13 protein-coding genes are annotated in these 13,783 nt (G+C 64.6%); 6 read left to right on the forward strand and 7 right to left on the reverse strand.

Annotation, left to right across the window (positions count from 1 at the left end; genetic code table 11):
* Nucleotides 1-2 precede the first annotated feature (2 nt).
* Nucleotides 3-425 carry an HIT family protein gene (locus ACVOLI_RS15035; RefSeq protein WP_313494466.1) on the reverse strand — a complete coding sequence of 141 codons (423 nt, stop codon included), beginning with the start codon at nt 423-425 and terminating at the stop codon, nt 3-5.
* Entirely contained in the window at nt 422-1,081 is a 660-nt protein-coding gene (locus ACVOLI_RS15040) for a dienelactone hydrolase family protein (protein ID WP_481615029.1), read from the reverse strand. The genes ACVOLI_RS15035 and ACVOLI_RS15040 overlap by 4 nt, the downstream gene beginning before the upstream one ends.
* Nucleotides 1,082-1,463: 382 nt before the next feature.
* Here ACVOLI_RS15040 and rimO point away from each other — a divergent pair, with 382 nt between their 5' ends.
* Nucleotides 1,464-2,825, forward strand: a complete 1,362-nt coding sequence (gene rimO, locus ACVOLI_RS15045; protein ID WP_481615030.1) for a 30S ribosomal protein S12 methylthiotransferase RimO — start codon at nt 1,464-1,466, stop codon at nt 2,823-2,825.
* Entirely contained in the window at nt 2,822-3,661 is an 840-nt protein-coding gene (locus tag ACVOLI_RS15050; RefSeq protein WP_481615031.1) for a DUF3025 domain-containing protein, read from the forward strand. Before rimO ends, ACVOLI_RS15050 begins: the two co-directional genes overlap by 4 nt.
* Here the strand turns inward: ACVOLI_RS15050 and greB are convergent.
* Nucleotides 3,648-4,148 carry a transcription elongation factor GreB gene (gene greB / locus ACVOLI_RS15055; RefSeq protein WP_481510069.1) on the reverse strand — a complete coding sequence of 167 codons (501 nt, stop codon included), beginning with the start codon at nt 4,146-4,148 and terminating at the stop codon, nt 3,648-3,650. The two genes, ACVOLI_RS15050 and greB, sit on opposite strands and share 14 nt — an antisense overlap.
* A 103-nt stretch (nt 4,149-4,251) precedes the next feature.
* On the opposite strand from greB, the gene ACVOLI_RS15060 reads away from it, so the two are divergent.
* The gene (locus ACVOLI_RS15060; protein WP_481615032.1) at nt 4,252-5,700 is read left to right on the forward strand and encodes a rhomboid family intramembrane serine protease; all 1,449 of its coding nucleotides are present in this window, start codon (nt 4,252-4,254) and stop codon (nt 5,698-5,700) included.
* A gap of 214 nt (nt 5,701-5,914) precedes the next feature.
* Here the strand turns inward: ACVOLI_RS15060 and ACVOLI_RS15065 are convergent, their stop codons facing one another.
* Both ACVOLI_RS15065 and ACVOLI_RS15070 read right to left on the reverse strand, forming a co-directional pair.
* The gene (locus tag ACVOLI_RS15065) at nt 5,915-7,180 is read right to left on the reverse strand and encodes a tetratricopeptide repeat protein (RefSeq protein ID WP_481615033.1); all 1,266 of its coding nucleotides are present in this window, start codon (nt 7,178-7,180) and stop codon (nt 5,915-5,917) included.
* A gap of 78 nt (nt 7,181-7,258) precedes the next feature.
* Entirely contained in the window at nt 7,259-8,764 is a 1,506-nt protein-coding gene (locus ACVOLI_RS15070) for a helicase HerA-like domain-containing protein (RefSeq protein WP_481615034.1), read from the reverse strand.
* Between the two features lie 123 nt (nt 8,765-8,887).
* Between ACVOLI_RS15070 and ACVOLI_RS15075 the strand changes: the two genes are divergently transcribed.
* Nucleotides 8,888-10,465, forward strand: a complete 1,578-nt coding sequence (locus ACVOLI_RS15075) for a transglycosylase SLT domain-containing protein (protein WP_481615035.1) — start codon at nt 8,888-8,890, stop codon at nt 10,463-10,465.
* Between the two features lie 155 nt (nt 10,466-10,620).
* On the opposite strand, the gene asd is transcribed toward ACVOLI_RS15075, so the two are convergent.
* The gene (gene asd / locus ACVOLI_RS15080) at nt 10,621-11,463 is read right to left on the reverse strand and encodes an archaetidylserine decarboxylase (protein WP_481615036.1); all 843 of its coding nucleotides are present in this window, start codon (nt 11,461-11,463) and stop codon (nt 10,621-10,623) included.
* Entirely contained in the window at nt 11,460-12,107 is a 648-nt protein-coding gene (locus ACVOLI_RS15085) for an SCO family protein (protein ID WP_481615037.1), read from the reverse strand. Before ACVOLI_RS15085 ends, asd begins: the two co-directional genes overlap by 4 nt.
* 215 nt (nt 12,108-12,322) lie before the next feature.
* Here ACVOLI_RS15085 and prmB point away from each other — a divergent pair, with 215 nt between their 5' ends.
* Both prmB and ACVOLI_RS15095 read left to right on the forward strand, forming a co-directional pair.
* Nucleotides 12,323-13,252 (forward strand): 50S ribosomal protein L3 N(5)-glutamine methyltransferase, encoded by a 930-nt coding sequence (gene prmB / locus ACVOLI_RS15090; RefSeq protein ID WP_481615038.1) that lies wholly within the window; start codon nt 12,323-12,325, stop codon nt 13,250-13,252.
* 72 nt (nt 13,253-13,324) lie between these two features.
* Nucleotides 13,325-13,615, forward strand: a complete 291-nt coding sequence (locus ACVOLI_RS15095) for a GIY-YIG nuclease family protein (protein WP_296246049.1) — start codon at nt 13,325-13,327, stop codon at nt 13,613-13,615.
* Nucleotides 13,616-13,783: the final 168 nt, after the last annotated feature.

Below are 13,783 nucleotides of genomic sequence, written 5' to 3' on the forward strand. Positions count from 1 at the left end.
GCTTATCGTAGCCGCTGGCGCCAGATTTCGACACGTTGGGCCAGCACCTCCGGATCGAAACGCTGTGCCTTGCCGCTGCCCCAGACCGGGCCCGGCCAAGCGGCGTCGTTCTCGTTGCGGCCGATCAGATGCACGTGCAGCTGGCGCACGATATTGCCGAGCGCACCGATGTTGATCTTGCTGACATTGGGCTTGTGCTTGAGGTGCTGGGAGATCTGGTTGATCTCGGCGAGCAGCAGGCGTTGCTGGGCACCGTCCAGGTCGATCCACTCGCTGGCATTGGGCACACGCGGTACCAGCACGACCCAGGGGAAGCGGTCGTCGTTCATCAAGCGGATCTGCGACAGGGGGCCATCGGCAATCAGCACGCTGTCGGCAGCAAGGCGGGTATCAAGTACGAAATCGGACGTCACAGCTTCGGTCATCGCAGGTTCTCGCTGAAGAAGGCCAAGGTGCGTTCGCGCGCCAGGTCGGCGCTGGCTGGGTGGTAGTGCATGCCGACCTCGCGGTTGAAGGCGTGGTCGGCTGGATAGACATATACAGGCAAGTCGGGTTGCTTTTCACGGTGCGCTGCAACGGCGGCTGCCGGGATCGAAGCGTCCTGGTCGCCAAAGTGGAAGATGGCCGGGGCTTTGAACGCTGTATCCAGGAACGGCACGTTGCGTGCGCCGTAGTAGCTGGCCGAGGGCAAGCCCAGCTGTTGCGCAGCCAACATGGCGATGGTGCCGCCCCAGCAATAGCCGACCGTGCCGACCTTGCCGTAGGGCGCCAAAGCCTCTGCGGCGGCTTCGACCACGGTTACCGCGCGGTCCACGCCCAGCTCGTCGACCAGCGCCTTGCCGCGGCTGACGCCGTCCGCGTCATAGTCCAGCTGCAGGTCCGGTTCGATCAGGTCGAAGAAGGAGGGCGCCAGCACCGCATAGCCCTCGGCGGCGTACTGCTCGGCGACATGGCGGATATGCGCGTTGGCGCCGAAGATTTCCTGTATCACCACCAAGCCGGCGCGTGGGCTGCCGGAGGGCAGGGCCTGCCAGGCGCGGACCGGGCCGAGTGGGGTGGGGAGGGTGATCCAGTTGGGCATTGGGGGCTCCGGGGTAAGGGGCGAAAGGCGGTGTTCCTTCTCCCGCCTGCGGGAGAAGGTGCCCCGCAGGGGCGGATGAGGGGAGCTTTTGGAGCGGGGTCTGCATGCTGGAAGCTTCCCCTCACCCCAACCCCCGCTCCGCGCCCCGGCCCTTGCGCTGGCGCAAGGGCGTTCAACAGGGCACGAACCGGTGGTTCGTAAGCGCCCCCTCTTTCCCCCCGCAAGCGGGAGAGGGGCTCTAGTTAGTTGTTGCCAAGATGAGACTGATTATCAGCTCTCTCGCGTATTAAGCCAGCCGCAGGGCGTCGCGCCTTCGGCCCGGTATACTGCCCGGCTTTCCGGCCTCGCTGCCATTCCGGCCCGGCCCCAGGATTTCCAGATCATGTCCCAGCTGAACCCCAAAGTCGGCTTCGTCAGCCTTGGCTGCCCGAAGGCCCTAGTCGATTCCGAGCGCATCCTCACCCAGCTGCGGGTGGAGGGCTATAGCATCGTGCCGTCCTACGACTCGGCCGACGTGGTGGTGGTCAATACCTGCGGCTTCATCGACTCGGCCGTGGCCGAATCGCTGGACGCGATCGGCGAGGCGATGAACGAGAACGGCAAGGTCATCGTCACCGGTTGCCTGGGAAAGAAGGGCGACATGATCCGCGAGCATTACCCGGACGTGCTGTCGGTGTCCGGTCCGCAGGACTACACCACGGTGATGGAAGCGGTGCATGCCGCATTGCCGCCCAAGCACGACCCGTTCGTGGATCTGGTGCCGGACTACGGCATCAAGCTGACCCCGCGTCACTACGCTTACCTGAAGATTTCCGAAGGCTGCAACCACCGTTGCAGCTTCTGCATCATTCCCTCGATGCGTGGCGACCTGGTATCGCGCCCGGTCGACGAGGTGCTGCGTGAGGCCGAACGCCTGGTCAAGGGCGGCGTGCGTGAGCTGTTGGTGGTGTCCCAGGACACCTCGGCGTACGGCGTGGACCGCAAGTACGCGTCGGGTACCTGGCGCGGCAAGGAATACGCCACCCGCATGAAGGCGCTGTGCGAAGGCCTGTCCGAGCTCGATGCCTGGACCCGCCTGCACTACGTCTATCCGTACCCGCACGTCGACGACGTGGTGCCGTTGATGGCAGAGGGCAAGATCCTGCCGTACCTGGACATCCCGTTCCAGCACGCCAGCCCGCGCATCCTCAAGCTGATGAAGCGTCCAGGCGCAGTCGACAAGACCCTGGAGCGCGTGCTGCGCTGGCGCGAGATCGCGCCGGACATCACCGTGCGTTCGACCTTCATTGTCGGCTTCCCGGGCGAAACCGATGCCGAGTTCGAGCAGCTGCTGGACTTCCTCGATACCGCACAGCTCGACCGCGTTGGCGCCTTCGCCTACTCGCCGGTGGAAGGTGCAACCGCCAACCAGCTGCCGGACCCGGTGCCGGAAGAAGTGAAGCAGGAGCGTCTTGCCCGTTTCATGGAAAAGCAGGCGGCCATTTCCGCCGCCAAGCTCGAAGCCAAGATCGGCAGCGTGCAGCAATGCCTGGTTGATGCCATCGAGGATGGCATCGCTGTTGCCCGCTCCAAGGCTGATGCGCCGGAAATCGATGGTCTGGTGCATATCCAGAATGCCGATGAAGCCAAGCTGCGCGTCGGCGATTTCGTCAATGTCGAGATCACCGACAGTGACGAGCACGATCTCTTCGGCGACGCGCTCATCGAAGCCAAGGCAGCATCGTTCGACATCAAGGTGCTGTGACCACAGCACCGGCTGCAAACGATGCTGCCGTGGGCCGGCGTCGTTTTGTAGCGCCATTGCGCGGGCAGGTGGATCCGCGCTGCTTTGATCATCCGCTGTTCGCGGATTTTCACGGTTTTGAAGCATTGATGCGCTCGGCCGATTGGCCGGGCATCGATGCACTCTCTGTGCAGTTGCCCGTGCAAGGCAAGCGCTTTGTCACCCAGGACGAGGCGTTGCTGGCTGACGGCCTGCACTACGAGCAACGTATTGCACAGGGCCGTATCGCCACCCGCGAGCAGAACTGGCATGACCTGTTCAACGCGATGGTGTGGGCACGTCACTTTGCTATCAAACGCGCGCTCAACGCGCAGCAGTGCCGGCATATCGCAGTGATGGGGGCAAGCCAGCGCAATCGCGCGCAGGCTGCATTGACCCAGTTCGATGAAACCGGGCTGATCGTGCGTGTGCGCGATGCGGGCGTGCTGGCGGCATGGGATTGGCATGACTGGTCAGCGCTGTTCAATCCGGATGGATGGCGCGCAGGCGATATCGCGGTCTGTGCGGTGATTGGCCATGCGCTGATGGAGCAGGCGTTGCTGCCCGAACGCCTTCTCGTCGGAAAGTGCCTGGTGGTCGTTGGCGATGACGACGTGGCCTGCGTGGCCGCAGTGGCTGCAGCCATCGAAGACGCCAGCTTGCTTGCGGACCCCGCCGAGCTGCGTCCACTGCCGCTGGCCGGCATCCCTGGTTGGCGTGCGTCCCAGGATGCGGCCTTTTACCAATTGACCGACTACTTCCGTCCGTTACGCGAAGGTCGCGCCTATCCGGTGCCGCTCAGGCTCAGCCGTAGTTGACGTCGATGATCGCGAAGCGGGTCAGGCCGCTCGGCAGCTCCACGGCGAACTCATCGTCGATGCGCTTTTTCAGCAATGCCCGCGCCAATGGCGAATCGATGCTGATCCAACCAGCCGGTGCATCGGTCTCATCGGGGCCGACGATCCGGTAGGTGACGGTCTGGCCGGAGTCGACGTTCTCCAGCTCCACCGTTGCGCCGAAGAACACGGCTTCCGGATCGCTGGGTGTGGTGTCGACCACGCGCAGGGCTTCCAGTCGCTTGCTCAGATAGCGCACGCGGCGGTCGATTTCACCCAGCTGCTTCTTGCGGTAGGTGTACTCGGCGTTCTCCGAGCGATCACCTTCGGCGGCGGCGGCCGCCAGCGCCTTGACCACTTCCGGCCGACGCTGCCGCCACAATTCATCCAGCTCGGCTTTGAGCCGGGCATGGCCCTGGGCGGTGATCAGGGCGGTGCTTTTTTCTGCAGGGGGACGCCAGCGGCTCATTGCGGTCATGCGTTGCGTGGATGCCGGCATGGTAGCTGGGCTTGCTTGCGCAAGGCCAATCCATGGCTGAAGCTCTGCGTTCTCTGACAAGGAAGTCCGGCCGATGTTGATCCTGCCGCTGCACAAACCGCTCAACCTGAGCACGCTGCCTTTGGTAACCGTGTTGCTGGTGCTGATCAATATCTACGTGTTTTTCGCCTGGCAGGCTGGTGATGAGCAGAAGGTGCAGGTGGCGCAGGACTGGTACCAGCAGTCCGGGCTGGCCGAATACGAGCTGCCCGTCTACGAGAAGCATCTGCGTATGACTGCGCAGGGCGATGTCTTGGCCGAACTGGAATCAGTTCCGGCAGGGCAGCGGGGCCGCTACGTTGGCATGGCGACCTTGAGCGATGTTGCGTTCCAGCGAGCGCTGGAGAGCGGTGGCCTGTTCGAGTCGGAAGACGAACAGGCGGCATGGGCGCCATTGCGCCGCGAGTACCAGGCGCAGCTGGACCAGGTATTCACTCTGCGACATATCCTGCGCAGTTCGGAATGGTCGCCGCGGCGATTGCTGTCAGCCGCCTTCCTGCACGGCAGCGTGATGCATCTGCTGGGCAACATGCTGTTCCTGGTGGTACTTGGCCTGTTGCTGGAAGGCGCGCTCGGGGGCTGGCGCTTTCTCGGCCTGTATCTGTTGGGAGCGATGGGTTCCAGTGTGGCCAGCGTGTTGTGGCGCTGGGGCGAAGTCGGCGGCGGGCTCGGCGCATCCGGTGCCATCGCAGCGGTGATGGGGGCGTTCTGCGTGGTCTGGGGTATGCGCCCGGTGCGCTTCTTCTATTGGTTCGGGGTGATCTTCGACTATGTGCGTGCGCCGGCGATCTGGCTGTTGCCGTTGTGGCTGGGCTGGGAGGTGTTCAACCTGCTGACCAATGATGAAGCAGGCATTGGCTTCGACGCGCATGCTGGTGGACTGATCTGCGGTGCGCTGCTGGGTGGCGTGCTGGTGCTGGGCCGGCAGACCCGCGAGGACTATATGGCGGACGACATCGAGGTGGCGGTCGACGATCAGCGTTGGGAGCAGGCCCAGTACTACATGGGTCGTCTTGAAAATGCGGCTGCCGAGCGCGTATTGAGTGCACTGGCGGTCGAACAACCACAACGGTTGGATATTGCCCTGGCGCGTTACCGGGTGGCTGCCAATGCCGGCAATAGCGCCGAGATGCGGGCGCGCGCTGCCGATGTATTGCGGCTGGATGCGGATGATGCGTCAGCCCTCGCTGCACAGCGCGGCATCGTGAAGCAGCTGCTGGCCGATGGCGGGGTTGCCGAGCTTGCGCAGCCAGCGTTCGAGCGCTGCCTCAAGGCCGGCTGGCTGCAAGAAGCCGAGGCAGTGTGGGAGCAGGCCATTCAACTGGCCGCCGAGCTGCAGGCGCAGGGTTGGTTGCGGCTGGCATTGCGGCACGGCGAGGCCCATGCGCATGCGCAGCGCCGGCGCTTGCTGGAGCTGCTGCAGCAGCGCTTCTCCACCACGCCACAAGCTGGCAAGGCCCGGTTCCTGCTGGAGAACGAATAAGCGACCTGCAGGGTTCGTTTTCCGGGCGGAACGGCGTGTGGCAGGTGTCTGCCGCTGCGAGCCCGCGCGGCGGCTCCGCCCGTAGCCCGGGTAAGCGCAGCGCACCCGGGAGGCAAGGGGGCCAGGAACATCTGGTCGGTCGCCAGCGATCCCGGCTGCGCTGTGACTATCCGGGTTACGGTCGCTGCATGAGGTGGCGCGATTACGAGGTGTTTCAGGCAGGGCTGGTCTGCAGTGCCCGCTTGGCGGCCTCGAGCTTGCGGCGTTGCTCATCGTCTTCGCAGCGTTGCAGCGCATCTTCGATCAGCTGCAGTGCTTCGGCGTCGCGGTTGTAACGTTCGCCCAGCAACAGGGCGGCCTGCAAGGCCCACTGTGGTGCATCAGGTGCGCGCGGCCATGCCTTGAACATCGCGCGCAAGGTATCCATCTGCAGTTGCAGCTGGCCGCCGAGGCGGGCACGTTCGGCCAGATGCGCTGCCTGCTGCGGCTCGGCAGGGGTAAAGTCCGGGTCGACCTCGAGCATGTCACGCAACACGTTCATCGCCTCGCGCTCCCGCTTCTCGATCAGCAGGCGGCTGATGTACTGACGGGCATGGTCGCGCAAAGCATCCGATGCGCCTTTGCGGCGAAGCAGGCGCTGGTACAGCTCGTGTACCGGCAGGCTGACTGCACGCGAGCGCACCGAGCCGCGTAGCGCATCCAGCGCGGCATCCGGCTGCCCTTCGCGGATGAAGTGTTCGGCTTCATCCAGCAGTTTCTGGTCCGGGTCATGCCGTGCAAAGGCGTCGTGCGTACCTTCCGGTTCGAAGCCCAGCGCATCGTGGTACTGGTAGACCAGATAGCCGAGCAGATGGAAGGCGCTGAACAAGCCCCAGATGCTGAAGAGGTTGAGCACCAGCTCGCCAACGACGGGCGGCATGAAGGTGTGCAGCCATTGGCCAGCGGTCAATGCGCTGGCCTGGATGACGAACAGCAGCAGGAAGGCGGCCAGGTAGGGCCAGCCGATGCGGAAGGCGATGGTGATCGAAGTGACTGGATTGGCAGCGTGGCGCAGGCTGCCATCCATCGCCAGCGAGATCACGCAGCCGGGTTGCAGCAGGACGACCGCGCCGAGTGTCAGCAGACCGATCACGGGGCCGGTGAAGATCGTCACCGTCACCACGAAGATACCCATCAATATCATCAACCCCAATAGCCGGATGACGGTGCCATCGCTGCTGTTGAGGGTGTTTTCCGGCGAGGCCATGCGTCCGTTTGCGGTTTCGCGCAGGATCTCGAAGGCGTAGCGGTAGATCGCCACCCAGGTGACGATGCCAAGCAACCAGCCAATGGCTGGCAGCCAGGTCAGCAAGGTGCATAGGGTGAGTGCGATCAGCGAATACAGTGCCGGACCACGCACAGGATAGAGCGTGATCGCAGGCAGTCGTTGCCAGAACGGTTGTAGGCGCTGCACATTCGCGCCGCGCTTGCGGTCTTCCATGACATTCCCCCGTGAGTCAGGGGCTGATTGTGGCTGCTGCGACAGCGGGCCGGCAATGGGCCGGCCCGGTTGGGACACTCAGCGCTTGCCGCCGAAGATGCTGCCCAGGATGCCGCGTACGATCTGGTTGCCCAGCTTGGTGCCGACGGTGCGGGTGGTCTGCTTGGCCATGGTTTCGATCATGCCTTGGCGGCGCTTGGTGCCGAAGATGGCGTCCTTGATGCTCTGGCCGAAGCCGCCTTCCTGTTCTTCATCCTGCTGGCGGGTGCGTGCGGCGGGGGCCTGTGCCTGTGTGGTCGCTTTCTCCGCGCGCTGTGCCAGCAGCTCCGCTGCGGATTCGCGATTGACGGCAGTGTCGTAGCGGGTGCCGACCGGGCTGCCTGCGCGTACCTGGCTGCGTTCGGCGTCGGTGATCGAGCCCATCCGGCAGCGCGGCGGTGCGATCAGGGTCTTCTGCACCGGCGAGGGAATGCCCTTGTCCTGCAGCGTGGACACCAGTGCTTCGCCGGTGCCCAGTTGCGACAAGGTGGCGACCACGTCGAGCTTGGGGTTCTGCACGAAGGTCTCGGCCGCGGTCTTGACTGCCTTCTGGTCACGCGGGGTGAAGGCGCGCAGTGCGTGCTGTACGCGGTTGCCTAGTTGGCCAAGGATGTTGCCGGGCACGTCATCCGGGAACTGCGAGCAGAAATACACGCCCACGCCCTTGGAGCGGATCAGGCGTACCACCTGCTCGATACGCTGCACCAATGCCGGTGGCGCATCGTCGAACAACAGGTGGGCTTCGTCGAAGATGAAGACCAGCTTGGGTTTCTCCAGGTCGCCCACTTCCGGCAGCTGCTCGAACAGCTCGGACAGCAGCCACAACAGGAAGGTGGAATACAGGCGCGGCTTGAGGATCAGCTGCGCGGCGGCAAGGATGCCGACCACGCCACGGCCGTCATGGCTGACCCGCATGATGTCGGCCAGCTCCAGTGCCGGCTCGCCGAAGAAGGCTTCGCCGCCGTCCTGCGACAGGCGCAGCAGCGAGCGCTGGATGGCCGCCACCGACTGCGCGCTGACCAGCCCATATTCGGTGGAGATGTCCTTGCGCTCCTCGGCCACCAGGCCGAGCAGGGCGCGCAGGTCATCCAGGTCCAGCAACAGCAGGCCACGGTCGTCGGCCAGCTTGAAGACGATGTCGAGCACCCCGGACTGGGTGTCGTTGAGTTCGAGGATGCGGGCCAGCAGGGTGGGGCCCATTTCGCTGACGGTGGTGCGCACCGGATGGCCGAGCTTGCCGTACAGGTCCCAGAACACCACCGGGCTGGCAGCCGGGGCGAAGCCGTCGACGCCAATCTCGGCGGCGCGTTGGGCCAGCTTCTCGCTGCCTTCGCCGGCAACTGCAAGGCCGGCCACGTCGCCCTTCACGTCGGCCATGAACACCGGCACGCCCAGCCGCGAGAAACCCTCGGCCAGCGTCATCAAGGTCACTGTCTTGCCGGTACCGGTGGCGCCGGCCACCAGGCCGTGACGGTTGCCGAAGCGCGGGAGCAGGGTGACGGCGATGTCGTCGGTGACGCCTTTGCCGAGCAGGATCGGGTCCATGGAGGCACTCATTGATGAATGAAGGAAGGATTCTAACGGCCGACTGTATCGCGGCGGTGGCAATGTTGCCCCCGGGTCTGTCCGCCAGCTACCCTGCCTCACCTTTGTCATGCAGTGCTGCTGATGCCCGTATCCCTGTTTTCTGCTCGTGCCTGGTCGATGTTGGTTGCGACTTCGCTGTTGACCGTGGTTCCGGCCGCCCAGGCGATCTCCGCCCGTGACAAGGTCAAGGTTGATGCCATCGAGGCGCGGATGACGGCGGCCGAGAAGCGCTACAGCGATGCCTTGGTGCTGGTTGCCAATGCCGACCCCAAGGGCACGGCCGAGGGCGACGCCGCGCTGGAAGACATGGAAGACGTGATCAGCGCCTGCATCGCACAGAAGGGCTGCCAGGTCAGCAATCTGCTGGCGACCTACAAGCGCCTGCTCAAGCAGCGGACCGATGCCAACGGCGAGGCGCAGGACGAGGACGGTGGCCCATTGGAGGCCGATCCGGACCACATCGCGCCGCTGGTGGCCGATGTGCCCGAAGCCGCCCGTGCAGCTGCATTGCTCAATGACCACCGGCACGCCTTCGACGACATGGTCGAGTACAACCCGGCGATCCAGGCCGGCATCCGCCGCTGGCTCACCGATATGCGTCCCTCGCTGCTGACCAGCTACGAGAACTACATGAACCTGCGCGGGATCATGTGGCCCGAATGGGAGAAGGACGGCCTGCCCGAAGCGCTGCTGTTCGGCATCATGGCCAAGGAATCCAATGGCCGTGTGCATGCGTCCTCGCGTGTGGGTGCGGCGGGGCTGATGCAGTTCATGCCGGCCACCGGCCGCCGTTTCGGGCTGGGCCCGGATGGCACCGGCTTCGATACCCGCTTTGACCCGCGCAGCGCTGCCAGTGCCAGCGCCGATTACATGAATGAGCGCATGCGTGGGCTCAACAAGAACATCGAGTACGCGCTGGCTGCCTACAACGGTGGCGAAGGCCGTGCCGCGCGCATCTACCGCGAAACCGGTGGGCAGAGCTTCTGGACCGATACCTCGTACAACCAGTTCCCGGGCGAGACCAAGGACTACGTGCCGATGGTGATCGCCGCAGCGTGGATCTTCCTGCACCCGCAGCAGTACGGCGTCGAGTTTCCCAAGCTCAACGCACAGCCGGCGACGCTGCGCCTGGCCAAGTCGACCACGATCTACGAGCTGACCATCTGCCTGGGCAGTACCGGTACCCGCGACGGTTACATGCGTGCGCTGCGCAACCTCAACCCGCGTTACGAGGCCGATGGTTGGATTCCGGGCGGCACCACCATCAATGTCACCACCCGCATTGCTGGCTTGTACAACCGCTACTGCGTCAGCGGCCCGCGCGCCGACCTGGCCCGTGCGCTGATCACGGCCGATCTGAATGCGGCGATCAAGCGGCCATCGGCGGCGACGGTTACCGGTAGCGTCGCGGTAGGCGATGTTCAGGCGATGCAGGCAGCGCAGGCCGCCGCACCTGTTGTCGCACCGCCACCGCGTCCGGCAGCACCGGCACGACGGGCAGCGCGCAGCTACAAGGTTGTCCGCGGTGACACGCTGGGCGCCATCGCCAACCGCTTCCAATGCGAAGTGCCGGCATTGGCGCGCGCCAACGGCCTGCGCGCACCGGCTTACGCGCTCAAGCCCGGGCAAAGCCTGAAGCTGGAAGGCTGCGGTCGTTGAAACAGAAAGGGCGCCGGAAGGCGCCCTTCTTGTTTGGTTTTGTAGGAGCGGCGTAAGCCGCGAAGCTGGGATGATTTCAGCGATCAGAGCTTCTGCAATATGAGGGTCTATCTGCTGCGCGGCTCACGCCGCTCCCACAATCGGATGCGCCGCTGTCAGCGCAGCTTCGCCAGCGCCTGGCCCAGCTGCACCGGGCTCTCGGCCGTCAGCGAGGGATCAAAATCGGCAACGCCGGGCGGCAGCAGCACGATCACCGTCGAGCCGTAATTGAAACGTGCCATCTCGGCGAAGCGTTCCAGGGTGATGCCCTTGCCGCGCCAGTCCTTGCGGGTGATGCGGTCGCCGTAGGCGGGGATTTCCTCGCCGCTCCATACCGTCTCCACGCCGCTGACCAGCAGCGCGCCAACCATCACCTGCACCATCGGCCCGAAATCGGTGTCGAAGTGGCAGACCAGTCGCTCGTTGCGGGCAAACAGGCGCGGCACATTGGCCACCGCATCGGTGCCCACGCTGAACAGCCGGCCGGGCACGTGCACGGTCTCGCGCAGGGTGCCGGTCCACGGCATGTGCACGCGGTGGTAGTCGCGCGGTGACAGGTACACGGTGGCATACAGGCCGTTGTTGAACGGGACCGCGTCGGCGGCGTCGCCCAGCAGCTCGGCGGCGGTGAACGACTGGCCCTTGGCCTGGAAGATGCGGCCACCCTCGATCGGGCCCAGCTGGCTGATACGGCCATCGGCCGGCATGGTCAGGGTGCGTGGGTCGGCCGCGGCCACGCGTGCGCCGGGCTTCAGCGCACGGGTGAAGAAGGCGTTGAAGCTGGGGTAGCTGCGCGGGTCCGGATTGGCGGCTTCGGCCAGATTGACGTTGAACTTGCTCGATACCGTGTCGATCAGCCAGCGCGAGATGCGCGGGTTCTGCGAATAGGCCAGCGAGCGGGCCATCGACGACAACAGGCGGTGCGGCAATACATAGGTGAGGCTTGTAACCAGACTCATGGTGCGGTTTTCTCGGTGAGCTTCTTCAGGTCGCTGGCAATCGCCTGCGGGTTGAACGGGGGGCGCATCAGGCCGGCCAGCCGACCCTGCGGGTCGAGCACGGCGATGCTGGCGGAGTGGTCCATGCTGTAGTCGTCCGGGTTCTGCTCGAAGTGCTTGCCCGGCGCCTTCTGGAACACCATGCCCAGCGAGGTGGCAAAACGCTCCAGCGACGGCACGTCGGCGGTGGCGGCAATGGTGTCCTTGTGGAAGGCATGGGCGTACTCGCCCAGGCGGTTCGGGGTGTCGCGCTCGGGGTCCACCGAGACCAGCACCACGCGCGGGCGCAGGCTGTCGGGGATGGTTTCCCATTGTTTCTGGGCCTGGGCGAGCTCGGTCAGGGTGGTTGGGCAGACGTCCGGGCAGGAGGTGAAGCCCAGGAACACCAGGGTCCAATGGCCGCGCAGCTCACCGGAGATCAGGCGGGTGCCGTCGGACTGGGCCAGGTCGAAGTCCGGCAGGGTGCGCGGGGTGCCATAGAAAATGATGCTGCTGGTGCCGTCCGTGCCCTTGCTGGAGGGGCCGAAGACCTTCTGTGCCAGCAGCAGGCCGAGGCCGGCGGCCAGGGCGATGGCCAGGATGATGCCGGTATTTCGATTGAACATGCGCGCGGGCTTCCGTTCGGATACGGCGGCGGGACGGGAGGTCCGCCGCGGGCGGGATACGGGAGTGTAGGGGATTGCAGGCGTACACCCCGGCCGTTTGGCGGGCGTTTGCACCCCTTTGGAGGGCCATTGCCGAAGTTTCGGCTGCAACTTGGCAATCAATATACCGGCCAGGTGCCTATAATCGCAGACCTTTCAAGTATTTCCGTATTGCCATGACTGCCGAAGCGGCCGCTGAACTCCAAACGATCGTCGATCTGATCCGCTACGGCGCAAGCCGTTTCAATGCTGCTGGCCTGACCTTCGGTCACAGCTATGACAACGCCCTGGACGAGGCGACCCAGCTGACCCTGCACAGCCTGCACCTGCCGCCGGACCTCGGCCCGGCCTACGGTACGGCGCGGGTGCTGCTGGAAGAGCGGAAGCAGGTGCTGGCGCTGTTCCAGCGTCGCATCGACGAGCGCCAGCCGGCAGCCTACCTGACCGGTGAGGCCTGGTTTGCGGGTTTGAGCTTCAAGAGCGATTCGCGCGCACTGGTGCCGCGCTCGCCGATCGCCGAGCTGATCCTCAGTGGCTTCGAGCCGTGGTTGGCCGGTCGCGACGTCAACCGCGCGCTGGACCTGTGCACCGGCTCGGGCTGCATCGCCATCGCGATGGGCCACTACTACCCGAACTGGCAGGTGGACGGCAGCGACGTCAACGACGCCGCGCTGTCGCTGGCGGTGGAGAACAAGGAACGCCTGCTCGCCCACAACGTGGAGCTGGTCAAGAGCGACCTGTTCGCCGGCCTGCAGGGCCGCGTCTACGACCTGATCGTCACCAATCCGCCCTACGTCACCAATGACGAGACCGACGCGCTGCCGAAGGAATACAAGCACGAGCCGGACCTGGCCCTGCGCGCCGGCGACGACGGCCTGGACCTGGTGCTGAAGATCCTGCGTGATGCGCCGGACCACCTGACCGAAGACGGCCTGCTGATCTGCGAAGTAGGCGATTCCGAGCAGCACCTGATCAAGCTGCTGCCGGAGGTCTACATGTCCTGGATCGAGTTCAAGGTCGGGCAGATGGGCATCTTCGCTGTCGAAGCGGCTGAGCTGCGTGCACACCATGCGCGCATCGCCGAGTTGGTAGCTGCTCGGGCGTGATGCGCTCTGCTCTTGTTTTGGCGCGTTATCCCCGCGAAGGCGGGGATCGCTCTGGCTCTTGAGCGAGAGTGAATGAAACAACCTGCCGTCTATCTTCTGGCATCGAAGAAACACGGCACGCTCTACATCGGCGTTACCAGCAATCTGGTGGCGCGGACCTGGCAACACCGGCAGCATGTGGTGGATGGTTTTACCAAGCGTTACAGCGTGGACAAGCTGGTCTGGTACGAGCTTCACGGGTGCATGGAAGCGGCGATTCTTCGCGAGAAGCAGCTGAAGAAGTGGAACCGGGAGTGGAAGTTGCGGTTGGTGGAAGAGGTGAATCCCGAGTGGCGGGATTTGTGGGAAGAGATAATTGGGTAGGGTTTTGGTTTGGCTTTGGCTTTGGCTTTGGTTTTGGCTTCGGGCCCTTAGCTTTTGAAGCCGTCATTCCCGCGAAGGCGGGAATCGCTCTGGCCCTGGCTCCGGCCTTTGCTTGGCTGGCGTGAGGCAAGAGCACAATCAAGAGCAAGAGCAAGAGCGATTCCCGCC

The organism is Stenotrophomonas sp. STEN029 (assembly GCF_056760015.1).